Origin of the sequence: Paraburkholderia haematera (assembly GCF_905220975.1) — a bacterium.
Lineage (GTDB): Bacteria > Pseudomonadota > Gammaproteobacteria > Burkholderiales > Burkholderiaceae > Paraburkholderia > Paraburkholderia haematera.
Map to the genome: position 1 here is coordinate 262,564 of NZ_CAJNBK010000007.1, position 22,306 is coordinate 284,869.

The 22,306-nt window shown below is 62.6% G+C and carries 24 protein-coding genes; 3 read left to right on the top strand and 21 right to left on the bottom strand.

The window, feature by feature from the left end:
- Positions 1–43: 43 nt before the first annotated feature.
- Positions 44–787, top strand: a complete 744-nt coding sequence (locus tag KHO23_RS15960; protein WP_211612172.1) for an SDR family NAD(P)-dependent oxidoreductase — start codon at positions 44–46, stop codon at positions 785–787.
- A gap of 33 nt (positions 788–820) precedes the next feature.
- Here KHO23_RS15960 and KHO23_RS15965 read toward each other — a convergent pair whose 3' ends face one another.
- Positions 821–1,474, bottom strand: coding sequence for a response regulator transcription factor (locus tag KHO23_RS15965; RefSeq protein WP_211612219.1), 654 nt, complete (start codon positions 1,472–1,474; stop codon positions 821–823).
- A gap of 282 nt (positions 1,475–1,756) precedes the next feature.
- On the opposite strand from KHO23_RS15965, the gene hpaC reads away from it, so the two are divergent.
- Positions 1,757–2,296 carry a 4-hydroxyphenylacetate 3-monooxygenase, reductase component gene (gene hpaC / locus KHO23_RS15970; protein WP_211612173.1) on the top strand — a complete coding sequence of 180 codons (540 nt, stop codon included), beginning with the start codon at positions 1,757–1,759 and terminating at the stop codon, positions 2,294–2,296.
- Positions 2,297–2,339: 43 nt separating this feature from the next.
- On the opposite strand, the gene hypB is transcribed toward hpaC, so the two are convergent.
- The 19 genes from hypB to KHO23_RS16060 form a co-directional block, all read right to left on the bottom strand.
- Positions 2,340–3,329, bottom strand: a complete 990-nt coding sequence (gene hypB / locus KHO23_RS15975) for a hydrogenase nickel incorporation protein HypB (RefSeq protein ID WP_211612174.1) — start codon at positions 3,327–3,329, stop codon at positions 2,340–2,342.
- Positions 3,329–3,658: a hydrogenase maturation nickel metallochaperone HypA gene (hypA, locus tag KHO23_RS15980; RefSeq protein WP_211612175.1), complete on the bottom strand. Its 330-nt coding sequence runs from the start codon at positions 3,656–3,658 to the stop codon at positions 3,329–3,331. The genes hypB and hypA overlap by 1 nt, the downstream gene beginning before the upstream one ends.
- An 18-nt stretch (positions 3,659–3,676) precedes the next feature.
- Positions 3,677–4,750: a hydrogenase expression/formation protein HypE gene (hypE, locus tag KHO23_RS15985; RefSeq protein ID WP_211612176.1), complete on the bottom strand. Its 1,074-nt coding sequence runs from the start codon at positions 4,748–4,750 to the stop codon at positions 3,677–3,679.
- Entirely contained in the window at positions 4,747–6,021 is a 1,275-nt protein-coding gene (gene hypD, locus KHO23_RS15990; protein WP_211612177.1) for a hydrogenase formation protein HypD, read from the bottom strand. Before hypD ends, hypE begins: the two co-directional genes overlap by 4 nt.
- Complete coding sequence (locus KHO23_RS15995; protein WP_211612178.1) at positions 6,018–6,734, bottom strand: D-sedoheptulose-7-phosphate isomerase; 717 nt, start codon at positions 6,732–6,734, stop codon at positions 6,018–6,020. Before KHO23_RS15995 ends, hypD begins: the two co-directional genes overlap by 4 nt.
- Positions 6,735–6,764: 30 nt before the next feature.
- Positions 6,765–7,061 carry a HypC/HybG/HupF family hydrogenase formation chaperone gene (locus tag KHO23_RS16000; protein WP_211612179.1) on the bottom strand — a complete coding sequence of 99 codons (297 nt, stop codon included), beginning with the start codon at positions 7,059–7,061 and terminating at the stop codon, positions 6,765–6,767.
- Positions 7,062–7,150: 89 nt separating this feature from the next.
- A complete protein-coding gene (gene hypF, locus KHO23_RS16005) occupies positions 7,151–9,562 on the bottom strand; it encodes a carbamoyltransferase HypF (protein WP_211612180.1) in 2,412 nt (803 codons plus the stop codon).
- A gap of 24 nt (positions 9,563–9,586) precedes the next feature.
- On the bottom strand, positions 9,587–9,688 hold the full coding sequence (locus KHO23_RS35670) for a DUF6893 family small protein (RefSeq protein WP_407946057.1): 102 nt from the start codon (positions 9,686–9,688) through the stop codon (positions 9,587–9,589).
- A 21-nt stretch (positions 9,689–9,709) separates the two neighbouring features.
- Positions 9,710–10,261 carry a hydrogenase maturation protease gene (locus tag KHO23_RS16010; protein WP_211612181.1) on the bottom strand — a complete coding sequence of 184 codons (552 nt, stop codon included), beginning with the start codon at positions 10,259–10,261 and terminating at the stop codon, positions 9,710–9,712.
- Positions 10,258–11,706: a hypothetical protein gene (locus KHO23_RS16015; protein ID WP_211612182.1), complete on the bottom strand. Its 1,449-nt coding sequence runs from the start codon at positions 11,704–11,706 to the stop codon at positions 10,258–10,260. Before KHO23_RS16015 ends, KHO23_RS16010 begins: the two co-directional genes overlap by 4 nt.
- Positions 11,703–12,350: a DUF6084 family protein gene (locus KHO23_RS16020; protein ID WP_211612183.1), complete on the bottom strand. Its 648-nt coding sequence runs from the start codon at positions 12,348–12,350 to the stop codon at positions 11,703–11,705. Before KHO23_RS16020 ends, KHO23_RS16015 begins: the two co-directional genes overlap by 4 nt.
- On the bottom strand, positions 12,343–12,981 hold the full coding sequence (locus tag KHO23_RS16025; RefSeq protein WP_211612184.1) for a DUF5947 family protein: 639 nt from the start codon (positions 12,979–12,981) through the stop codon (positions 12,343–12,345). The genes KHO23_RS16020 and KHO23_RS16025 overlap by 8 nt, the downstream gene beginning before the upstream one ends.
- Positions 12,978–13,568: a NifU family protein gene (locus KHO23_RS16030; RefSeq protein WP_211612185.1), complete on the bottom strand. Its 591-nt coding sequence runs from the start codon at positions 13,566–13,568 to the stop codon at positions 12,978–12,980. The genes KHO23_RS16025 and KHO23_RS16030 overlap by 4 nt, the downstream gene beginning before the upstream one ends.
- Positions 13,565–15,379 (bottom strand): nickel-dependent hydrogenase large subunit, encoded by a 1,815-nt coding sequence (locus KHO23_RS16035; RefSeq protein WP_211612186.1) that lies wholly within the window; start codon positions 15,377–15,379, stop codon positions 13,565–13,567. Before KHO23_RS16035 ends, KHO23_RS16030 begins: the two co-directional genes overlap by 4 nt.
- 60 nt (positions 15,380–15,439) lie before the next feature.
- The gene (locus KHO23_RS16040) at positions 15,440–16,498 is read right to left on the bottom strand and encodes an NADH-quinone oxidoreductase subunit B family protein (protein ID WP_211612187.1); all 1,059 of its coding nucleotides are present in this window, start codon (positions 16,496–16,498) and stop codon (positions 15,440–15,442) included.
- Between the two features lie 346 nt (positions 16,499–16,844).
- Positions 16,845–17,921 (bottom strand): HoxN/HupN/NixA family nickel/cobalt transporter, encoded by a 1,077-nt coding sequence (locus KHO23_RS16045; protein WP_211612188.1) that lies wholly within the window; start codon positions 17,919–17,921, stop codon positions 16,845–16,847.
- A gap of 158 nt (positions 17,922–18,079) precedes the next feature.
- The gene (locus KHO23_RS16050) at positions 18,080–18,460 is read right to left on the bottom strand and encodes a copper resistance CopC family protein (protein ID WP_211612189.1); all 381 of its coding nucleotides are present in this window, start codon (positions 18,458–18,460) and stop codon (positions 18,080–18,082) included.
- A gap of 30 nt (positions 18,461–18,490) precedes the next feature.
- The gene (locus tag KHO23_RS16055) at positions 18,491–19,387 is read right to left on the bottom strand and encodes a hypothetical protein (RefSeq protein ID WP_211612190.1); all 897 of its coding nucleotides are present in this window, start codon (positions 19,385–19,387) and stop codon (positions 18,491–18,493) included.
- 103 nt (positions 19,388–19,490) lie between these two features.
- A complete protein-coding gene (locus KHO23_RS16060; RefSeq protein ID WP_407946058.1) occupies positions 19,491–19,934 on the bottom strand; it encodes a DUF2946 domain-containing protein in 444 nt (147 codons plus the stop codon).
- 153 nt (positions 19,935–20,087) lie between these two features.
- On the opposite strand from KHO23_RS16060, the gene KHO23_RS16065 reads away from it, so the two are divergent.
- Positions 20,088–21,431: a TAXI family TRAP transporter solute-binding subunit gene (locus KHO23_RS16065; RefSeq protein WP_211612191.1), complete on the top strand. Its 1,344-nt coding sequence runs from the start codon at positions 20,088–20,090 to the stop codon at positions 21,429–21,431.
- A 20-nt stretch (positions 21,432–21,451) separates the two neighbouring features.
- Here KHO23_RS16065 and KHO23_RS16070 read toward each other — a convergent pair whose 3' ends face one another.
- Positions 21,452–22,216 carry a ProQ/FinO family protein gene (locus KHO23_RS16070; protein WP_211612192.1) on the bottom strand — a complete coding sequence of 255 codons (765 nt, stop codon included), beginning with the start codon at positions 22,214–22,216 and terminating at the stop codon, positions 21,452–21,454.
- Between the last annotated feature and the right edge of the window lie 90 nt (positions 22,217–22,306).

A 22,306-nucleotide genomic window follows, 5' to 3' on the forward strand; every position in this document is an offset into this window, starting at 1 on the left:
GAAACCGCTATAAAAGCAGCGGTTTTCTTACGGAGTGGAAGCAATGCAGAACAGAGTCGTACTCGTCACTGGCGCCGCGCGCGGTCTCGGCGCGGCGATTGCCGCGCGTTTTCATGCAGCGGGCTACGCGGTTGCCATCGGCGACATTGCGTTCGACGCCGCACAAGCGCTTGCCCACGAACTGAGCGCCGACGGCTCGAGCGCCTTCGCGCTGAACCTCGACGTGACCTCGAAGGCCGCGTTCGAATCCGCACGCCATGCGATCCTGCAACGCTGGGGCCGCATCGACGCGTTGATCAACAATGCGGGCGCATCCAAAGTCGTCCCCGTGATGGAGATCACTGCCGAGCAGTTCGATCAGGTGATCAACGTGAATCTGCGCAGCGTGCTGTTCGGCTGTCAGGTGTTCGGCCAGCATTTCGCCGATGCCGGCGCAGGCCGCATCGTCAATATCGCCTCGCTGGCGGGACAGAACGGAGGATCGGCTACCGGTGCGCACTATGCAGCAGCCAAAGGCGGCGTGATCACGCTGACCAAGGTGTTCGCCCGCGATCTTGGCGCCGCGGGCGTGACCGTCAATGCGATTTCACCTGGGCCGATGGATCTGCCGATCGTGCACGAGAGCGTCGCGGCCGACAAACTGAAGGCGGTGATCGCCAACATTCCCGCAGGACGTCTAGGCTCAGCGGACTACGTCGCCGATGTCGCGGTCATGCTGGCGGCGGAAAACGCTTACTTCGCGAATGGCGCGTGTTGGGATGTGAACGGCGGCCTCTTCATGCGCTAATCCTCGCTCTGGGTTATGCGGCGGCGGTGTGCCTCAACGAAGCGCACTGCTCGCGCACGCATCCTGGTCCCACACCGCCATCACGTCGCGCACCAGCATCGCGATCGAGGCCGCGCCGAGCTTGTCCTTGATGCTCGCCCGATGCACGTCGACGGTCTTCACACTGATCGACAGATCGGAGGCGATACGCTTGCTGCCCTTGCCGTCGATCACGCCGCGCAGCACCTCTTTTTCGCGCGCCGTCAGCGACTCCAGGCGCCGCTTCAACTCGCGCTGTTTCTGATCGGAGGCGTGACGAAGCGCAGCCAGTTTCAACGCACGTTGCACGCGATCGAGCATCTGTTGCGAGTTATACGGCTTCTCGACGAAATCAATCGCGCCGTTCTGCAAAGCGCGCACCGACATTGGAATATCGCCGTGACCGCTGACGAAAATGATCGGCAGCGTCGCACCCCGGCGGTTCAGTTCCGCTTGCACATCGAAGCCGCTTTGCTCCGGCATGCGCACATCGAGAACGAGACATGCGGGCACGCCAGGATCAAAAGCGCTTAGAAATTCGTTTGCATTGGCGAAACCCGCCGACTTCACGCCGACCGATTCGAGCAGCCACGCAAGCGATGTACGCATGCCGTTGTCGTCGTCGACGATATAGACGACGGGTGCGGGGGACGGTGTGGACTGAGGCATGTGAGACATGGAGTAAGCCGGAACGGTTCGGGGAGTGTGCGATTCGAAGCGTCTTGCCGCCCCATGATAACCATTGAAAAAAGCACTGCAAAGCGATAGTTACCCTGTGGCGCGGATTAATATCCGGCACTGTGCGCCGCCGCCCAGACACGCATGGGGGAAAGCTTTAGATGGATTGGGAAAGACGCTCTCCTGCTCACCGCTCGCGCGGATTTCTTTCCGTACGTGGATTGATTACGCTTGAATCCAGATCCATACCGCGTCTCCCGAGGAACCCAGAACATGAAGCCGAACCCGCAATCGACTCCCGTTGCTGACGCCGATCTGGCAGTCAGGCAGCAATTCCGTCAGGCTATGGCTCATCTTTCCGCGGCCGTCAATGTCATCACGACTGCCGGCCCGCATGGACGCTGCGGCGTGACTGCGAGCGCCGTGTGTTCCGTCACCGATACGCCGCCCACGCTGCTCGTCTGCCTGAACCGATCGAGCGCAATGCACGCCACTTTCGAACGCAATCGGCATGTTTGCATCAACGTGCTGCCCGGCGAGCACGAATTGCTCGCGCGCCACTTCGCGGGCATGACACACGTACCGATGGAAGAACGCTTTGGCTGGCCGATCTGGGACGAAGGCACACACGGTGTGCCGGTATTGCGCGACGCACTCGCGAGTCTGCAGGGCGAAATCGTCGACCTGAAGGAAGTGGGCTCGCACTCGGTGATGTTCGTGAAAACCACAAGCATCAGCGTGCGCAGTGACGGCGATGGGTTGATCTATTTCGATCGCAATTTTCACCGCATCAAGCGTTCGGCGCGGCATTGAGCCGACGGGAGAATAGGCACGCAGCCGCGGCGCCGCAGTTCGCTCAAATCACGCCCGCGCTATCGATATCGACTTTGTCTTCGCGGCGGTGCCCCCCGAACGCACACCGCCCCCGAACCCACGCATACCAGGCCTCCATGCCCTCGCCGCTTTGCGCCGACACCTGCAGAATCTCAATCTGAGGATTGACGCTCCGTGCATAGCCGATGCACCGCTCGACATCAAACCGCAAATACGGCAACAGATCGATCTTGTTCAGCAACAACAGCGAACAAGCCCGAAACATATGCGGATATTTGATCGGCTTATCCTCACCTTCCGTCACGGAAAGGATCAGCACCTTGGCCCCCTCGCCAAGATCGAACAACGCGGGACACACAAGGTTTCCCACATTCTCGATCATCACAACCGAATGCATCGGCGGATCGAGCTGCGTCAGCGCGCGCGACGCCATCTCCGCATCCAGATGACAGCCCGTGCCCGTGTTGATCTGAACCACGCGCGCACCGGTAGCGCGAATGCGCTCGGCATCGTTCAGCGTCGCCTGGTCGCCTTCAATCACCGTCAGTGGCAACGTCTCACCCAGATCGTGAATCGTGCGTTCGAGCAAAGTTGTCTTGCCCGCGCCGGGCGAACTCATCAGGTTCAGCGCGAGAATCGAACGGCCCGCGAGCCAGCCGCGATTGCGCTCGGCAAGCAACTGGTTCTTCGCCAGAATGTCCCGCTCCAACGTGATTGAAGTGACGCGCTCGCTCCCGTGATCGTGATCGTGATCGTGCGGGTGCTCATGATCGTGCGGGTGATCATGTGCATGAGTATGAGCGTGCACATGCGAGTGATTGCGCGGATACGAGTGTGCATGGCCCTTCTCATATTCGCTCACTCGCCGATAGGCCGGTTCTTTCGCTCCGGGCACGGCACCCTCCTGCGCGGTTTGCGATTGCGATTGCGATTGAGATTGCGCCGCTTCCTGCGCATCCAGATCAGTCACTGTCGCGCCCTGCGTGTTCGAGCATCCGCATGTCGTACACATCACACCACCTCCATCTGCCGGATCTTCAACTGCTGCCCCGAAATCAGTTCGAGATTTGCACTCCCGCATTCGCACTGCCCGAACGGCACATCGATGTCGAGCGTCTCGCCACACGCGAGGCAACGTGCCTGCCCGGGCATCTCGATGATTTCCAGCTTTGCGCCCTCCACCGCCGTATCCTTCGCGCAAACGTCGAAGCAAAACCGGATCGCGTCGGGCATTACCGCCGACAACTTCCCAATCTCCAGCGTCACACGTCTTACGCGCGCGCCGTTGGCCTGCTCCGCGCAAATCTCGACGACGCTGTTGGCAATACTCAACTCATGCATGGCGCGCACCTCCAGCCGTCAGCAGATGCGCGGCAGTTGTTCGCCCACCAGCATATCGACGATGCGCTGCCCGCCGAACACTGTCTGCATCACGACGAGCCCATCGTCGCCTGCTTCCACCCTGCCGATTGCGGCCGCTTCGCGCCCCGCCGGATGCGCGCGCATAACCGCGAGCACCCGCTCGGCGGCATCGGCGGGCACGACGGCCACCAGTTTGCCCTCGTTGGCCAGATACAGCGGATCGAGGCCGAGAATCTCGCAGGCGCCCTTGACCTGCTCGCGTAACGGCAGGTCCGCTTCGCGCAGACGTATCGTCACGTTCGAACTCTGTGCAAACTCGTTCAACACGGTCGCGACACCGCCGCGAGTCGCGTCGCGCAAGCAATGAATTTCCGGACACGCATCAAGCATTGCCGCAATCAGGCTGCCGAGCGGACAACAATCGCTTTCTACGTCGGCTTCCAGTGCAAGTTGCTGACGTGCCATCAGAATCGCCGCGCCGTGATCGCCGAGATAACCGTTGACGATCACGACGTCGCCAGCACGCGCGTTGCGAGCCGAAATCGACACGTCGCGGCGCACCACGCCGATGCCGGCGGTGTTGATGAAAAGTTTGTCCGCACAACCGCGTTCCACCACTTTGGTATCGCCCGTCACGATCGCGACGCCCGCGTCAAGCGCGACCCGTTGCATGCTCGCAGCGACACGCCGCAAGATATCGACGGCAAGACCCTCTTCGATCACCACCGCGCAGGAGAGGTATAACGGCGTCGCGCCGCACACCGCCAGATCGTTGACCGTGCCCGATACGGCCAGCGTGCCGATGTCGCCACCAGGAAAGAACAGCGGATCGACCACGTAGCTATCGGTCGTGAAGGCGAGACGGTCCCCGTGCCTGGCGAGCTCGGCGAGCGCGAATACGGCCTGATCTTCCAGCGCGGCGAGCGTGGGATTGTCGAAGGTCGAAACGAAGACGTCTTCGATGAGATCGCGCATTGCACGGCCACCGCTCCCGTGCGCGAGATTGACGGTAGCGTCGCGTACCCGGCGATGGGCCGCCGGCTGCAAAGATTCGGACGCCCGGTCGTTCATGAATGGCCCCGCATGATGGGTGCAGAGGCTGCATCAGCCGCAGCCGCAGCCGCAGCCGCAACCGCCACGGCACCGGCACCGGCACCCAGGCATACGGGCGCCGATTCACCGGGAGATCGCACGCCTTGCCGCGCAACGCGCCGTTCGTCGATCCGTGACGTATCGATACGCCCATAGTTGTAGTAAGCCGCGCACGCGCCCTCGCTCGACACCATCAACGAGCCGAGCGGCGACTCCGGCGTGCAGGCGGTGCCGAACACCTTGCACTGATGCGGCTTGATCACGCCCTTCAGCACCTCGCCGCATTGGCACGCTTTCGGGTCGGCAATCTTGAGGTTCGGCACAGGGAACTTGCGCTCCGCGTCGAACGCGGCGAACGTCTCACGAACCCTCACACCCGAATGATCGATCGAACCCAGCCCACGCCATTCGAAGAACTCGCGCGTCTCGAACACGCGCGTCACCGCCGACAAAGCCTGCGCATTGCCATCTTCCGTCACGACGCGGCCATACTGGTTCTCCACCTCGCAGCGCCCTTCTTCGATCTGACGCAACACCATCCACATCGATTGCAAGATATCGAGCGGCTCGAATCCGGCCACGGTGATCGGCTTGCGATAGTGCCGCGCGATGAAATCATAGGGCCGCGTGCCGATCACCATACTGACGTGCCCAGGGCCGAGAAAACCGTCGAGGTGCAAGTCGGGCGAATCGAGAATCGCCTTGATGGTGGGAATGATCGTGATGTGATTGCAGAATAGCGAGAAGTTGTGGATCTTTTTCGCCTGCGCCTGCAGGACCGTCATCGCGGTGCTGGGCATGGTCGTCTCGAAGCCCAGTCCGAAGAAAATCACCTCCCGGTCGGGGTTGAGCTGCGCGATCTTCAATGCGTCGAGCGGCGAATAGACCATGCGCACGTCGGCGCCGTCGGCTTTTGCTTTCAGTAGACTCTTCTTCGAACCCGGTACACGCATCGCGTCGCCGAAGGTCGTGAAGATCACCTCCGGACGCTCGGCCAACGCAACGCAATCGTCGACACGCCCCATCGGCAGCACGCACACCGGGCAACCGGGACCATGCACGAACTCCACCGTGTCAGGCAGCAATTGCTGGATGCCATAGCGAAAAATCGTATGCGTGTGGCCGCCACACACTTCCATGATCTGCAGCGGCCGTTGTCTGGCACGTTCAATGCGGGACACCAGCGCACGAATTTCCTTCTCCAGCGTTTTTGCCTTGTGCGGGTCGCGAAACTCGTCGACATATTTCATGGCGCGCCTCCTTCCGCTGACCCTGCAAGGCCGGTCGAAGCCGCGAGGCCGCCGCGGTCGTCAGCAAGCAGCGTATGCACGAGGTCCCACAGAATGTGATAAATCGCGACGTGGGTCTCCTGCACGCGGTGAATGCTGTCGCTTCTCACCACGAGACAATGGTCGACAGCGGCGCTGCTCGCCATCCGTCCGCCATCGTGGCCAGACAGCCCGATGGTCAGGAGCCCGATCTCTTTCGCTTTTGTAAAGGCCATCAGCAGGTTTTCGGAATTTCCGCTGGTCGACACGCCGATCAGCGCATCGCCACGCCGCCCTTGCGCCACCAGTTGCCGCACGAAAATATGGCTGAAGCCGACATCGTTGCCGACCGCCGTCATCATGGCCACGTCGGCCACCAGATTGATCGCGGTCAGCGCCGGACGGCCCGTGGTCACCGGATGCAGAAACTCGACGGCGATATGCGAGGCATCGCAGCTCGAGCCCCCATTGCCCATGGTGAAAAGCCTGCCGTCGCGGCGGTACATGTCGGCGATCGCATGAGCAATCCGCACCATCGCCGGACCGTTTTCGTCGAAGAACTGCCGTTTGGTGTCGACGCTATCCTGTGCTTTCAGACGCACGGATTCGAGCAACGCGGCGTCGAGCCTGTCCGCATCCTGGTGCGCGCCGTGCAGGAACGGATATAACGCCTGCAGCGATTCATGTTCGGGCATGCCGGTCTCCGTTAGCTTCCGACCGCGTACTCATGGCGCACTGCGCAATTCTTCGCGCAGCTCGGCCATGTCTTCCATCTCACCCTGCGCGACGCCTAGTTCACGCAATAACGCGAGCGTGCGTGCGGCTTCCTGCTCGTCGAGCCGGCTCATCGCGAAGCCCACATGCACCAGCACCCATTCGCCAATGCACGCGCTCGCCGGCCGTCCTTCCTCGATCACGAAGGCGATATTGATCACGCGCCGCACGCCGCCGACGTTGACGAGCGCGAGATCGTTCGCCGCGTCGGTCACTTCGACGATTTGTCCTGGGATGCCTAAACACATGTTGCTCTCCCCTTGCACGCCCTTTGACCCGCTTTTTGCGGCGCTCCGGCTGTATTGCTACCTCTGCGCCACGACTCGAACACCCGCTTTCAAAGGCCGCTGCGGTGCCGCGCCGCCGCTACCACTGCCTGTCCTAGCGACAGACCGCCGTCGTTGGCCGGCACCTGCCGGTGCGTCAGCACACGAAAACCTGCTGCGCCAAGCCGCGCGGCCACCTGTTCAAACAGAATGCGATTCTGAAAAACACCGCCGGACAATGCAACACTGCGAGCATCGACGGGACCTGTCAGCAGGTCGGCCAGGCATTCGACCATGCGCACGATCGCGATGGCCAGCCCCTTGTGAAACCGCGCGGCGACGACGGGCACGGATGTGCCGCGCAACACATCGTCGAGCAAGGCTTCCCACATCGGCCTCGGCTCGATGCAACGCAAGCCGTCAGGCAGGGTGCTGACGATTTCAAACGGATATGCATGGGTATCGCCGTCGTCCTGCAGCGCGTGCGGATCGACCAGCGCCTCAAGCTCGATCGCCGCCTGCCCTTCGTAAAGCACGCGCTCCCGGCACACGCCGAGCGTCGCCGCCACGGCATCGAACAGACGGCCCACCGAGCTTGCCAGCGGACTATTGACGCGTTGCGCGATCATCGTATCGAGCGCGGCGCGGGGACGGCTGCTCAGGAACTGCTGCACGTCGAGCCCGACGTATTGCCGCGTGAAACCACGCCAATCGAATGCGGCCATCAAATGCGCGTAAGCGCTGCGCCACGGTTCGTCGATAGCGCGTGTGCCGCCGGGCATCGCAACCGGCTTGAAGGTGCCAAGGCGCGTAAAGCCGCGATAATCCGTCAGCATGAATTCGCCGCCCCACAGCGTGCCGTCGTCGCCGAAACCAAGACCGTCGAGCGCCACGCCGAGCATCGGCGGCGCATCGCGTGCGACGCCGTTTTCCGCCATGCACGCGGCGAGATGCGCGTGATGATGCTGCACCTCGACCACCGGAATCCGCCACGCTTGCGCGAGGTCGTAGCCGATCTTGCGCGACAGATACTCGGGGTGAAAATCGAGCGCCACCGCCTGCGGTTCATGTTCGAACAGACGCAGATACTGCGCCACCGAGCGGCGATAGTCCGCGTAGGTCAACGCGTCTTCCAGATCGCCGAGGTGGTGCGAGACGATTGCCTGAGCATTGCGCGCAAGGCAGAAGGTGTTTTTGAGCTCACCGCCCATTGCCAGCACCGCCGGCATGTCGGCGAAGCCGTCCGGCAACAGCAACGGCGCCGGCGCATAGCCCCGCGCGCGCCGCAACACGCGCGGTTCGCCCTGCACCACGCGGGCCACCGAATCGTCAACCCGGCGAGCGATATCGCGATCGTGCATCAGGAAGACATCGGCAATGCGGCCGAGACGCGCGCGGGCATCCGCGTTATCGATGCACGGCGGCTCGTCGCTGGTATTGCCGCTTGTCACCACGAGCGCCGAGTCGATCGACTCCATCAGCAGGCGATGCAACGGCGTGGAGGGCAGCATGAAACCCAGCGTGCCCACTCCCCGCGCCACGCTCGGCGCGACGCACTCCGCGCCGTCGGCCCCCATGATGACAATCGGTCCGGCCGCGCTTTGCAACAGCGCGAGTTCTGCGGGGCTCGGCGTGCAATAGCGGCGTACGGCCGGCAGATCGCGCGCCATTAACGCAAACGGTTTGCGCTCGCGGCGTTTCAGTTGACGCAAGCGCGCCACCGCGGCTTCATCGCAGGCGTCGCAGGCAAGCTGAAAACCGCCCAGCCCTTTGATCGCCACAATCGAGCCGTGACGCAACAGCAGGCTCGCCGCGCGGCAGGGATCGTCACCATCGGCACGTGCGCCGTGCCGGCCTTCCAGCCAGACGCGCGGGCCGCATACCGGACACGCGACTGGTTGCGCATGAAAGCGCCGGTCGGCGGGATCTTCATACTCGGCGCGGCACGCGTCGCACAGGTCGAACGCGGCCATGGTCGTATTGACACGATCGTAGGGAATGGCCTGAATGATCGAAAGACGCGGCCCGCAATGCGTGCAGTTCGTAAACGGATAACGGTAACGCCGGTTCGCCGGGACGGCGATCTCGGCGGCACAGTCGGCGCAGACCATGGCGTCAGGCGTGACGCCCGTCTGCACATGACCGGTCACGCTCGCCACAATGCGGAAATCGCTGGCCTCGGCCGCTTCGCTCAGTTGATGCCGCTCGATCGCGTCGATGCGCGCGAGCGGCGGACACTCGGTGCTCAGGCTCTCGATGAAACGTTGCAACGTCCACGCATCGCCCCAGGCATGAATCAGCACACCGTCGCTATCGTTGCGTACGTCGCCGACCACCCCGCATGCATGCGCGAGCCGCCACACGGTCGGCCGGAAACCGACGCCTTGCACGAGGCCACGAACACGAATTTCCTCGCCGACCGGCCCGGTGACCGCCGGGTGCTGGGCCGAAGATTGTCCGGCAGATTGTGCTTGCGTGCTCATCGCCACCTCCCTGGCTGCTACCGCCTACATGTTGCGGATGCGCAGATAGCGCTTGATGTCCTTTATATTCGCGAGCACGCCGACAACCAGTGCCGGCAACAAGAGGTACTTCAGTAAGCCTTTCATGACGCCTCCCACTTCAGTTTTTCAGGCCGCACGCGCGGACAACCGCTCCACTCTCGCCATCACCAACGTCACGGTCAGGTCAACCGCCTGATCGAGCGCCGCCGACACCGCGCCGCTCAAACCCATCCTTCCTTGCTCGCCTTTCTCGAACCCGAAGTCTTGCGGCTCGCAACCGAGCACGACGATATCCTCGCAACCGCCGCCGAGCATCCGCACCGTCTGCAGCACCTTGACCGGATCCATTTCGTGAGGCGACATCAGAATCGGCACCGCGTACGGATCGTCAGACCCGCCGCCAACGGATGCTTCCACAGACGGCTCGATCACATGCAACGTACCTGGCGCGGCGCCGCGCTGCATCGCGTCGATCAGAATCGCGCTGTCCACGCCGTCGAGCAGCGCATAGCAAAGATCGATGCCGCGAATCCCGAAGTCCGCGACGCTCACGTGGTGGGCAAATGCAGGCAACTCACCGGCCGCAAGTTTTTCCCGCAGACGGCGCACCACTTCGACGCCGAAACCATCGTCGCCGAAAAACACATTGCCGATGCCCGCCACCAGAATCGCACTCATGCGTGGCCCCCTTTGCGACTGGACGGCCGGGGTGAGGGAGATGGGGGAGATGGGCGGGACGCACCCACCAGGGGCTCGATCTCGTCCGGACCGAAGAAAAAGCGATGGCCAGGCATGCGCTGCATGCCGAAATCTTTGCCGGGGTCGTCGTCAACCGTCACGGCAACATGCACGTGATCGTCGAAATCGCGCTCGATCGATTCGATCGTGGCAATCATGCCGCTCAGCGCGATATCGAAGATGTCCGCGCGGCCACGTGGGTGCAAGCGCACCTGATCGCCGACCCGAATCTCGACGCCCGCCACCCGCACGCAGGCAAGATGCGGCCGCGCGTCGAGCTCCGCCCAGGGCGACACCGGCATGGCGGGTGTTTCCGGCGGCGAAAAAGCGCTGCCGCTTGCCGAATCGAGTACGCGTACCTGCCGCAAGGTGCCATGCAGTTTCGCCATCTGCTCGGCGCCAAGGCCTTCGGTGCGGGCAAGCAAGGCACGCGCGCGCTCGTCCGTGGCGATCATTTCGCGCTTTTCGTCGTCGGTCATGGTGAGAATGCGCAGCGTGAGAATCTCGTCGATCTCCGTGGAGTCGAATAGATCGCCGGCGCTTTCAGGCGCGATCTGCGGGAAATCGTAGAGAATGATCGGCGAGGCCAGCATCGTGTCGGGCTGTTGTTCGTCGCCTACCAATACCGGCCACACGCCGATATTGCGGCTCGCGGCAGCAACCTCGGCCAGTTCGGCGGGCGGATCGATCGACGAGATCCACGTGCCGCCCTCGACGCTCAGCACCGTATGGCAGGACACCAGCGCATACAGCGAAGCCGCATCGCGCTTCAGGCCCCGGGCATGGTCAAGCGGCGTCTCGTTGACGATGCGCACCGTCAAACGATAAACCCCGGCCGCCACGCTGGCGGCGCTCAATTCGACGCGGCCTTGCAGCGAAGCCCGGGTACGGTGCAGCGCACCGCGCAGCGTTCCTTGCCGGTCAGCGAGCGGTTCGAGCTCGCTCGTCGCCTCGAACGAAAACGCAATCTGCCGCGGCGCGTCGAGCAATTCGCCGACGACCAGAACCGGCACGGCGATATGCCGCTCGGACGCTTCCTGCCACGGGGTGTAGCGCCGTTCGTCGATATCGAGCGCGGGCACGGTGCGCCACGCCGGCTCACCCGACTCCGGCCGCGCCATGGACCCGTCAGCCGCCTCCAGCACCGTCCGCTCGATCACCTGCAGAAAGCCGGGCCGCACGGCCACGCGGGTCCGCTCAGAGCCGCTTAGCAGGCACTCGGTCTGGGTCACCCACGGATCGCTGCCGGACGCCTCGGCATAGGCGCGCGGATACACGCCGCCGAAGGTCCAGCGTTGCCGGTTCTTGACTGAGGTCGGCCGGTACGGATACAGCATGTAGCCTTCGTACAGCACCGCCTGGACGACACGTTCGACCGCGTTCACGATATGTCCTCCTCAACCCCGTCGAGCAGGCTTGCCACCGCCTGCTCCCAGCTTGTAAGGCCCCGTCTGCTTTTATAGCGCGAAAGGCGATCGAACACGTCCCGGTGCAAACACAGCCAGGCGCCGTTCGGGTAGTAACGGGTCATCATGTCATGCCATAGCGCAACGGGCAGCCGGTACGCCGCTTCCTTGTGCCACGGAATCGGCGCGGCCTGCAACGCGCCGCCGGCGTCGCGGTAGAACACCGTGCCGCTGAATTGCAGCATCAGCGGAATCTCGCCTTCTTCGAGGCCATGAAAATATTTGGTTGCGGCCACATTGAAATCGTAGCTGCACGGCACGGGCAATTCGAGCGCGCATTCGCCGCTGAACGGCGGCGTGATTGCCGTCGTGTGAGTCCATAGCAGCGTGCGCAGCGTTTCGCCCCAACGCGGCGGCGAGCCGAACAGGTCCTCGAGTCCGTATTGTTCAGCGGGCGTGTAGCGGCGTCTGGCCGCTTCGATCTGAATCTGGCATTGCAGGGTCACGCTGGCGATCTCTTCCTGCGCCGGCGTGTTCGTGACACGCAACCTGAACGTCAGCAGCGGCGCTGCGGCGAACGGCACGACTTCCGCCGACTCGACAGTGAACCCGAGATCAGGCATGGAGCAAGCCCTCCGGCACCCGGCCATGAGTCTTCAGCGCGGCGAAGAAACGATGAATCGAATCCCACGCTTCCCGGCCGCCGGACAGTCCGCGCCACCGTGCGCGAATCACGCCGGTCAGTGCATAACACTGGTCGATCGGCACGCGGTAATAATCGCGCGCGCCTTCGCTGCGGTTGACCAGCAGCGCTTCGACATCGGGTTGCAGTTGCGCGAGCAACGGATTCCCGGCGACCAGTTCGTCCCACGCCTGCAATTCCAGCAGCGATTGCGTGCCGCCGGCGGGGCCAGGATAAAGCGCGACGATACGCTGTGCCTCGCTGTCGTGGAAGAAGAACGCGATATCGATGGGAATCGCCAACGCGTCCCATTGCGCATCGCTCATGTGGAAACCCGCGAGATATTGCGCATCGCGCGGCACCGGACGATAGCGCGCATTCTGTTGACTGCCGAATAACAGCGCGCATGCACGGCAACAGCATAGGAGCTGCCGCCGGGCGGGTTCGAACAGATGGGGATGATCGGATAGAAGCGGCAGTCCGCACAACTCGCATTGCATGTCGTCGGCTTTGCGCACGAAATGACGCAGCCGCGCGACCCAGCCGCGTGTCAGGACGGCGGCGGGTGTCATTGCGCGCCGGCCTCGGTCCGGCTTGCCATCTCGCTCGTTGCGCCACCTGCAGCCTCAGCGCGATGCGGCACAAAGCGCAGTTCATGCACATTGACGTCCGGCAGGCCCTCGATCTCCACACGCATCGCTTCCGGGGCTGCTTCGAAAATCGAGCGCTCGATGTCCTGCTGCAGTTCGCCCACGGAGTTGTGCTTACCTTGCAGGCGGCCGGCCACGCGCACACGCACGGCTTCTTCCGCGGCGTCGAGCAGTTCGATCTGGATGCCCTGAGCGCCGAGCAACGGCCGCATCTTCTCGACCGCGCGCGACACGCGCGTGGGCAGATCCTGTGGATGCAGGCCGTGCAAAAGCAGCAACGCCGACACGCCGGCGTCGCGCTCGAATGCCGCGACCATGGCTTCGTCCATCGCGCCCGCGTCCGCCACGATCTCCATCAGCCGCGCGAGCCCGTTCGTATGCAGATCGAGGACGACCTGCAGCAGTTCTTTGGCAGGCTCCCGCGCGCGCGGATCGTCGAGCGCTTCCAGCGCCGCAATCAGTTCGTCAATGCGGCGTTGCTGCGCGGCGACCGCGCGGTCGTCGCTCACGTGTGCGCTCCCTGCATCACGCCGAAGGTCGGCGAGTGCGACGTGTCAATCGTCTTGCCATTGCCGACGTACATATGCACGCCGCACGGCAGACACGGGTCGAAGCTGCGCACGGCGCGCATGATGTCGATGCCCTTGAACTTGTCCGGCCCGTTCTCTTCGAAGATCGGCGTGTTCTGCACCGCGTCCTCATAGGGCCCAGGCGTGCCGTAGATATCGCGCGGATTCGCGTTCCACGGCGTAGGCGGATACGGGTGATAGTTGGCGATCTTGCCGTCGCGGATCACGAGGTGATGCGAAAGCACGCCACGCACCGCTTCATGGAAACCGCAGCCAATGCCCTCTTCCGGCACCGTAAAGGCGCTGAAGGTGCGAGTGCGGCCCGCATGCAATTCAGCCAGCGCCTGCTCGGCAAAGTACAAGGCGGCAGCCGCCGAATACGCCTGAAAATACGTGCGCGCGCGATCGCGTTCGATCGCATTGCTCCACTTCGGAATCTTCCATTCGAATTCGACTTCGGGCTTGAGCGCGGTCTTCGGCAAATAGATCTTCACGCTATGACCGGTCGCCTTGATGTAACCGATATCGACCAGCCCCGCCAACGCGGTGGCCCACAGGCGTGCGATCGGTCCGCCGCCGGTATCGAGTGCGAGGTGATCGCCGGTGCGCTTGTCGAGCCAGCGCGGCGACATCACCCACGTGTAGTTACCGTCGAATTTCCGCTTTTGCGGATGCGGCAACGTGGTCTGATTCCACGGATGCTTACGGTCCACTGGATTGCCTAGCGGATCGTTCTTCACGAAGGTCTCTTCGTGATCCCAGTCGTCGTAATAGGAACTGCCCAGCAGGATGCGGATGTTCAGGTTGATATCCACGAGATCGGTGGTCACCAGTTCGCCGTCCACCACCACGCCAGGCGTGACGAACATGCCGCGGCCCCATTGCGTCATCGTGTTGTAGCTGTAGTCGCACACGTTCGGGTCCTGGAACGAGCCCCAGCAACCGAGCAGAATGCGGCGCCGCCCGACTTCCTCGTAACCCGGTAGCGCGTCGTAGAAGAAGTCGAACAGATCGTCATGCAGCGGCACGACTTTCTTCATGAACTCCACGTACTTCATCAAGCGCGTGATGTAATCGGTGAACAACTGAATGGTCGGCACCGTGCCCACGCCACCGGGATAAAGCGTCGACGGATGCACGTGACGCCCCTCCATCAGGCAGAACATCTCGCGCGTATAGCGGCTGACCATCAAGGTCTCGCGATAGAACTCGCCGGTGAACGGATTGAGTGCGGTCATGATGTCCGCGATGGTCTTGTAACCATGCTTATCCGCGTGCGGTGCCGGTGTTTTCTGCGCCTTGTCCCATACGCCGGGATTGGTCTCCTTGACCATCCTTTCGCAGAAGTCCACACCCACCAGGTTGTCCTGGAAGATGTTGTGGTCGAACATGTATTCGGCCGCTTCGCCGAGGTTGACAATCCATTCGGCAATCGCCGGCGGCTTCACGCCGTACGCCATATTCTGCGCGTACACCGAACAGGTCGCGTGATTGTCGCCGCAGATCCCGCAGATACGGCTTGTGATGAAATGCGCGTCGCGCGGGTCTTTGCCCTTCATGAAAATGCTGTAGCCACGAAAGATCGATGACGTGCTGTAGCACTCCGCCACACGGCGGTTCGCAAAATCGATCTTGGTGTAAATCCCCAGACTGCCGACGATCCGCGTAATCGGATCCCAGTTCATTTCGACCAGCTTGCCCGGCGCTGCCTGGGTGCTTGCGGTCGCTTCAGGTGCGGTACTAACGGCCATGACCTTCTCCCTGCTGACAAGTCGAATTCCGTCAACTACATCGCCAACCAGGCCGCCTGATCAGCGACGGTAGCCGGTGGTGAGTTTCGAACCGTTGTGACGCCATTTCGGCTCGTCGTTGAGCGTGTTGTTGGTCAGCTTGCGCAGGCTGCGAATCAACGGACCATAGCTCTTGATCAGATTCGACGACAGCACCGATCCCGGTGGCTGATCCATGAATGGCATGAACTTGTCGGGAAAGCCCGGCATCGTGCAGCCGATGCAGATACCTCCCACGTTCGGACAGCCGCCAATGCCGCCCATCCAGCCGCGTTTGGGCACGTTGCATTGCACGACAGGCCCCCAGCAGCCCAGCTTGACGATGCAATTCGGGCTGCCGTATTCGCTGGCGAAGATCGCCTGTTCGTAGGAGCCCGCACGATCGCAACCGTCGTGAACGGTGCGGGTAAAAAGCCACTTCGGCCGCAACGCGTCGTCGAGCGGAATCATCGGCGCGAGACCCGCCAACTGGTAGAGCAGGTAGAGCAGCGTCTCCATGAAGTTATCCGGCTGCACCGGACAGCCCGGCACGTTGACGATCGGCAGACCCGCTTTCGACTTCCAGTCCCAGCCAAGATAATCGGCGAGGCCCATGCAGCCGGTCGGATTGCCTTCCATGGCATGAATGCCGCCGTAAGTCGCGCAGGTGCCCGCGCCGACTACCGCCAGCGCGCGCGGCGCGAGCCGGTCGAGCCATTGCGGAATCGTGATCGGTTCCTGCGTATCGGGGTCGGTGCCCAATGCGGCCCAATATCCTTCGCGATTAATACGTTCGTTTGGAATGGATCCTTCCATCACCAGCACGAAGTTCTCAAGCTCGCCACGCGCGGCCTGATGAAACGGCTTGAGAAACTCGTCGCCGTTTTCATACGCCAATACCGGGTTGTGCAAATGGACCTTAGGCAGACCGGGGATCGCACCGAGAATGACGTCCTCGATGCTCGGCTGGGTCGCCGCGGTAATCGATACCGAATCGCCGTCACAGCCGAGGCCCGCGGTAATCCAGATGATGTGCACTTCCTTGAGAGCCGGCGCGTGCTGAGTCTTGCGCCCATAGGGGACGTTGTCTGCTTCTGCCATGATGTGTGTCTCCACTGCGAACCACGTTCTTTTCAGGTCAGGCAAAGATACGTGGCGAGTGCCGCACGGCAGTCACGTGTCCAGCAATCGATCGGCAATAATTCCGCACGATGCGGTCAAAAGGATCGGATTTGCTGCATGTATTGTTGGGGATGGTGCCCACCGTGATGAGCCCGAAAAACTTTTTTGAGTATAGTTCAGCGATGCGAAATAACCCAGATTCCGGCCCTTATTGACGAGAGATGGCGCGGCCTATTGGCCCGATTGCTGTGACTACTGTGTGACTACTGTAATTCTCTGACAATAGCCCGTCAGGGTTCAGGCGGTTGAGTTCTTACAACCATCGTTAGCGAATCTCGAGTTCCTCGAACCGCATCCATTTGTAAAGCGCGACTGACAATAACCAGCTCGCCAGAAATACACCGATGATTGCGTAGCCGATCATGCCGAAGTGGTCGTTCAGACTGCCCACCGCCTGCCAGAATGCGCCACTCAGATGCAGCTTGTCAGCCAGTAATCCGAGGCCTTCTATGCCACCGACAAGGAGCGCCACGAGCACCGAGATCGCCGTCACGGTGATGTTGTAATAAAGCTTGCGGACCGGCTTCACGAACGCCCAACCATAGGCGCCCAGCATCAGGATGCTGTCGGTGGTGTCGACGAGCGTCATGCCGGCCATGAACAGCACCGGAAACACCAGAATCGACCAGATCGACATGCCTTGCGCGGCGCCGGCGGCGGATATGCCGAGCAGCCCGACTTCCGTTGCGGTATCGAAACCCAGCCCGAACAGGAGGCCGAGTGGGTACATGTGCCAGCTCCGGCTGATCAGCCGGAATAGCGGCCGGAAAACACGCGCGAGAAAGCCGCGATTGGCGAGCAGCATGTCGAGATCTTCGTCGACGCAAGGCTCGCCTCGGCGCACGAGCCGAAAAGCGCGCAGCACCGAGCGCAGCACGATCAGATTCAGGAGCGCGATGGCAAACAGGAAGAACGTCGACACAAGCGTGCCGATCACGGCGCCGGCTTCCTTGAATCCGCTCATCCGGCTTTGTAGTGCCATGGCGGTCGCCGCTATGCCGATCGTTGCCAGGACGACGATCGTGGCGTGTCCCAGCGAGAACATTAGCCCCACCGTCAGGGGACGCTGGCCGGACTGCATCAGCTTGCGCGTGACGTTGTCGATCGCCGCGATATGATCCGCGTCCACCGCATGCCGCAGGCCAAACGAGTAAGCAAGCAGGCACGAGCCCATCAGCAGCGGGTAGCCGCGAAACGCCACGAAGGCCGCCACCCATGCCGCGAGATTGAAAGTAAGTAATAACGCGTAGAGCCACGCGATCTGCCGGCGCTGATGGCCACGCTGCTGGACGCGCGGTGGGCCATTTTCCTCGCCGAGGAGCGCCTTCACAAACTCCGACATGGGTTCTCTCCCGGGAGGCAAAGGCCTGCTGCATTGCACAGACAAGCGCTCAATACCTGCAATCGATGATAGTACTTTTAACGTGCATACGATCCCCGGCGAGATCGGACACGCTGCGCCATCGTTGCTTCGATGACGCAGCGCATCACTGTTTCGACCTACTTCACGTCGAACGCATAGTCGCCGTGCGTGCGATGCCCGTCGGATGCCACAGCCACCCAGTGCACGGTGTAATGCCCGGCCGCGAGCGGCGGCAACGGCACGGTCATCGTCGCCGTCTGATGGGTGTCGACGGCGGATTTCTCCGTGTTGACCTGCTTGCCGCTTGCGTCGGTCACGGTCAGCGAGCTGAACGACGGCTCGAGCGGCCCGTCGAACATCACGCGCACCTGTGCGGGCGAGGCCACTGTCGCACCCGCGCCCGGCTCCTGCTTCTGCGGAAATACATGGGCGAAAGCGGCACTCGCGAAGGCGAGCCCGGCAATCAGCAACGGCACCTTCACCGCGGCGCGCAGCCGGTCAATCCGATCGTTTTTCATTGCTTGCTCCTGCGTGACGGGCTTGCTGCATTACTGGAAGAGAGGCTTGCCGATCGTGGTCGGCGCGACATCGTCGAAAAAGATGTGGGCCTGGACCAGAATGCCCACGTGCGAACCGCTTGCGTGGTTGATCGGGATTTGCGCCTCGACGCCGAACTGGCCATAACGGTTGATCCAGATGAAGCCCGGATTGACCGTGCCGGTTGTCTGCCCCTGGCTTCTCGAGAGCGGGACCTCCACCAGCGCAATGACGTTCGCCAACGGCTGAGGCAGGCCGGCGTCGTGCACGTGCTGCTGCAGATACGGCAAGCTGTACTGCACCGTGAATCCGTAGTTAAACGCGTTCGGCTGCCCCGCTCCCGTTGTCAGCGCCGGACCGGCCTCACCCGTGATCGCGATCGGCCGCAGATAGGCCAGTGACGCGGGAAGGTCGCCCATGCCCTTGCCGGCGTAAATCGTCGGCGAGATCGTCGAAAAGTTGCTCGCAATCGCACGGCTTCCTGTCCCGCCGAGTTCCGCGTTCACACCGACGGAAGTCATGAACTCGTGTTCGTCATTGACATACAGCAGGTACTTCACACCGACGCCAAAGTTGTCGAAGCCGCGCGCCTTCGGATTGTTTTGCATCGCGTAGCCGCCGTCTACCGAGACTGCCAGGCGCGGCGTGATCAACTTATCGTACTCGAAGTCGAAGGTATTGATGCTTTGATCGCCGTTGTCGCCCGGCACGCGCTGGTGCCCGTACTCGAGGTTGGCTTCGTCGCCGACGCCGGGATCGTCGACAGCCATCGTCGACGGAAAGACGCGATTGCCCGCGATAGCGTGAGCACTGGCGATTGAAGGTGCGAGGAGCAATACGCCGGTGGCGGCCGCAACGAGCGACGCCGCGCGCAGCGGTATGGCGCTGCGCGTTATTTGGGTTTGCATGATTCATCCTGTTCATGGGTCGTGACAAGACCGGCGCGCATCGACAATCGGACCCGCGGCGGCATCGCGATGCACTCATGGCATCGCGCCGGTGTGACTCGAATCAGGATGCGAACGGCGGTGCGCGAGGCTGCGCGAAGGTGAGCGGTTCGACGCGGCGAACGCTCTCGAAGCGGGTGGCGACGGTATGCTGAAACACGCGGACGGTGACGGAGAACAGCGTCTCGACGCTGGGCACCATGGGCATGTGAGCAAGCAGGCTGCAATAGCCGCAGGCGTCGCCGTCGGACGTGGCAGTGTGCTCAGTATGTTTGCCGTCGGGGTCGTCCAATGCCTGATCCGGCATCGAAGACATGGAGGACATGGAGGAAATGGCATCCCTCTCCGGCATGGAGGCCATCGACGGCATCGAGCAATGCTCGCCTTCCATTCCGGGTTCACCGCCGTTGTGTGCAGCGAGCGAATGGGAGATCGTTGGCGCGAGCGTGGCCATCAGGATCGCAAACAATCCCAGCCAACTGCCGATCTTCCGATAGAAACGACTCAAGATGCGCCCGGTGACAAGACTGGAAGCTGCAGTCGATTATGACATGGGGCACCGCGCATGCACGCGCGCAAACCGTCGCTTATGCCGCACATTTCACGTTTTCGCCGCGGACAGTGGACAATGCCTCATCCCGGTTATCGGCACGGAGTGTCCATGAAAGCGCATCGCCCGCGTCCCCCGCATTTACCCGGCGATCATTCGCATGCGGAGTGGCGCGATCACACCGTGCCTTACGTCATCGTGGCCGCGATTATCGTGCTGATGGTCACGCTGATCGTCTGGGTGGTCGATCCGGCGCCGCCGAAAACCATCACGATCAGCGCGGGCCCGCACGATAGTTCGGTCTTCGTCACCGCGGGTCTGTACAAGAGGATCCTCGCCCGCAACGGCATCACGTTGAAGGTGCTGGAGTCCGATGGCTCGGTGGAGAACCTGCACCGTCTGCTGGACCCCAAACAGCATGTCGAGCTCGCACTCGTGCAAGGCGGCGCGGCCGATGGGCTCGACACGTCATCGCTGATGTCGCTCGGCAGCGTGTTCTACATCCCGGTGGTGGTGTTCTATCGCGGCACGGGTATCAGCGAGCTTTCAGAACTGGAAGGCAAACGGATTGCCATCGGCCGCGAAGGCAGCGGCACGCGCCTCCTCGCGCTCAAACTGCTCGAAGCAAACGGCATCGAGCCGGGCGGCGACACGGTGCTGGTGCCGAGCGACGGCTTGCAGGCCGCCACGCAACTCGTGGCGGGCGAAGTCGACGCGGCGATCCTGAACGGCGACTCGGCCACGCGCGGCTTGATGCTGCGGCTCCTGAAGGTGCCCGGCATCTCCGTGATGGATTTCGACGAAGCCAACGCTTATACGCGTCTCTTTCCCTATCTCGACGAAATCGATCTGCCACCTGGCGTGCTGGATCTCAAGCATAGAATTCCGCCCGACACCGTCCACCTGATCAGCCCGACGGTTGAACTCGTGGCACGGACCAATCTGCATCCGGCCATTTCCGATTTATTGATCGAGGCCGCGCAGGAGGTGCACGGCCTGCCTGGGCTCCTGCAGCACGCGGGGCAATTCCCGAGTCCGGTCGCCCATGAATATCAGATCAGCGAAGACGCGCAGCGCTACTACAGGACAGGCAAGAGTTTCCTGTACCGCACGCTGCCGTTCTGGCTCGCGAGCATAGGCGACCGCACGCTTGTTCTGCTGCTGCCAATGGCGGTGCTGCTGATTCCGGCAATGCGGCTAATCCCGGCGCTCTACGGGTGGCGCGTACGCTCGCGCATCTATCGCTATTACGGGGCGTTGATTGCGATCGAGCGCGGCGCACTCGCCGACTCGACCGAAGAGGAGCGCAAGCAGCTTTTCGCGGAACTCGATCAGATCGAGGCGTCGCTTAACCGCTTGCGTATGCCGCTTGCATATGCCGACGCGTTCTACGTGTTGCGCGAGCACGTCGGCTTTGTGCGCAGCCGGCTGGCCGCGCAAGGCAGCCACCCCTAGACGGGGCGGCGGGCCTCTTTTTACGCTTCGGCGGTAACCGACGGTGCCGCCGGCGGCGTTGTGGATTCAGCGGCCGGGGCGTCCGCCGAGACAGCTTGTGGCTGGCTCTGCGCGTCACCTTGCGGGGCGGCCGCTGCTTGCGCTGCTTGCGGTGCTTGTGCCAATGGATCGGCCGAGACAGCCGGCAGGTCCGACGCCGCTGCAGCGTTGGCGGACGTTTCAGCCGACGGAGCCGACGGAGCCGCCGCTTTCGCCGCGCCCCTGCCCGCACGATGCGCCTGCAGACGCTGCGCGCCGGCCGCTTCCTGTGCCGTGACCTTGCCTGCTTCGCCACCCGTCAGATCGACGCGCGTGGCGCCTTCGACCAGGCACTTCCAGTAGCGGCTGCCACGGCACCAGGTCTTGATCGCGTCGCGCAGCTCGGCTTCGCTCAGGGACAGTTCCTTCGCATGGGCCACGAGGTCCTCAAAGATGCCGACCTTCAGCGGGAGCTTGGGCGCCGGATTCTTCGGGAATACATTCGGGAAGCGTTTTTGCAGTCTCCCGATCGACTTCACCACCGGGTCCACGGGCCTTGCGTCGACTGCGGGCCTGGCCTCGGCCGCGGGCTTGGCCTCGGCGGCCGGCCTGGCTGCGGGCGCGGCACGGCGTGGCGGCGACGGCTTGCGCGCAGGCTTCGCACCGGCCTTGTCGACAGGCTTGGCCGCAGGCTTTGCCGCAGGCGCAGCTTCGGCGCGTGCCGCAGCCAGTTGCTTCTTCAATTCAGCGAGTTGTTCGAAACCCATAGCGCACAATCAATCGAGAAAGACAAGATTGTAGCAGCGAGTTGGGACCCGCTCCTGACACCCGGCGATGCGCTGTGCGCCGGTGGCGGG

What these genes read in the sequence shown, in the direction of transcription:
- KHO23_RS15960 (WP_211612172.1), top strand. Translation starts at nt 44, where the DNA reads ATGCAGAACAGAGTCGTACTCGTCACTGGCGCCGCGCGCGGTCTCGGC.
- KHO23_RS15965 (WP_211612219.1), bottom strand. Translation starts at nt 1,474, where the DNA reads ATGCCTCAGTCCACACCGTCCCCCGCACCCGTCGTCTATATCGTCGAC.
- hpaC (WP_211612173.1), top strand. Translation starts at nt 1,757, where the DNA reads ATGAAGCCGAACCCGCAATCGACTCCCGTTGCTGACGCCGATCTGGCA.
- hypB (WP_211612174.1), bottom strand. Translation starts at nt 3,329, where the DNA reads ATGTGTACGACATGCGGATGCTCGAACACGCAGGGCGCGACAGTGACT.
- hypA (WP_211612175.1), bottom strand. Translation starts at nt 3,658, where the DNA reads ATGCATGAGTTGAGTATTGCCAACAGCGTCGTCGAGATTTGCGCGGAG.
- hypE (WP_211612176.1), bottom strand. Translation starts at nt 4,750, where the DNA reads ATGAACGACCGGGCGTCCGAATCTTTGCAGCCGGCGGCCCATCGCCGG.
- hypD (WP_211612177.1), bottom strand. Translation starts at nt 6,021, where the DNA reads ATGAAATATGTCGACGAGTTTCGCGACCCGCACAAGGCAAAAACGCTG.
- KHO23_RS15995 (WP_211612178.1), bottom strand. Translation starts at nt 6,734, where the DNA reads ATGCCCGAACATGAATCGCTGCAGGCGTTATATCCGTTCCTGCACGGC.
- KHO23_RS16000 (WP_211612179.1), bottom strand. Translation starts at nt 7,061, where the DNA reads ATGTGTTTAGGCATCCCAGGACAAATCGTCGAAGTGACCGACGCGGCG.
- hypF (WP_211612180.1), bottom strand. Translation starts at nt 9,562, where the DNA reads ATGAGCACGCAAGCACAATCTGCCGGACAATCTTCGGCCCAGCACCCG.
- KHO23_RS35670 (WP_407946057.1), bottom strand. Translation starts at nt 9,688, where the DNA reads ATGAAAGGCTTACTGAAGTACCTCTTGTTGCCGGCACTGGTTGTCGGC.
- KHO23_RS16010 (WP_211612181.1), bottom strand. Translation starts at nt 10,261, where the DNA reads ATGAGTGCGATTCTGGTGGCGGGCATCGGCAATGTGTTTTTCGGCGAC.
- KHO23_RS16020 (WP_211612183.1), bottom strand. Translation starts at nt 12,350, where the DNA reads ATGCCTGATCTCGGGTTCACTGTCGAGTCGGCGGAAGTCGTGCCGTTC.
- KHO23_RS16025 (WP_211612184.1), bottom strand. Translation starts at nt 12,981, where the DNA reads ATGACACCCGCCGCCGTCCTGACACGCGGCTGGGTCGCGCGGCTGCGT.
- KHO23_RS16035 (WP_211612186.1), bottom strand. Translation starts at nt 15,379, where the DNA reads ATGGCCGTTAGTACCGCACCTGAAGCGACCGCAAGCACCCAGGCAGCG.
- KHO23_RS16040 (WP_211612187.1), bottom strand. Translation starts at nt 16,498, where the DNA reads ATGGCAGAAGCAGACAACGTCCCCTATGGGCGCAAGACTCAGCACGCG.
- KHO23_RS16045 (WP_211612188.1), bottom strand. Translation starts at nt 17,921, where the DNA reads ATGTCGGAGTTTGTGAAGGCGCTCCTCGGCGAGGAAAATGGCCCACCG.
- KHO23_RS16050 (WP_211612189.1), bottom strand. Translation starts at nt 18,460, where the DNA reads ATGAAAAACGATCGGATTGACCGGCTGCGCGCCGCGGTGAAGGTGCCG.
- KHO23_RS16055 (WP_211612190.1), bottom strand. Translation starts at nt 19,387, where the DNA reads ATGCAAACCCAAATAACGCGCAGCGCCATACCGCTGCGCGCGGCGTCG.
- KHO23_RS16065 (WP_211612191.1), top strand. Translation starts at nt 20,088, where the DNA reads ATGAAAGCGCATCGCCCGCGTCCCCCGCATTTACCCGGCGATCATTCG.
- KHO23_RS16070 (WP_211612192.1), bottom strand. Translation starts at nt 22,216, where the DNA reads ATGGGTTTCGAACAACTCGCTGAATTGAAGAAGCAACTGGCTGCGGCA.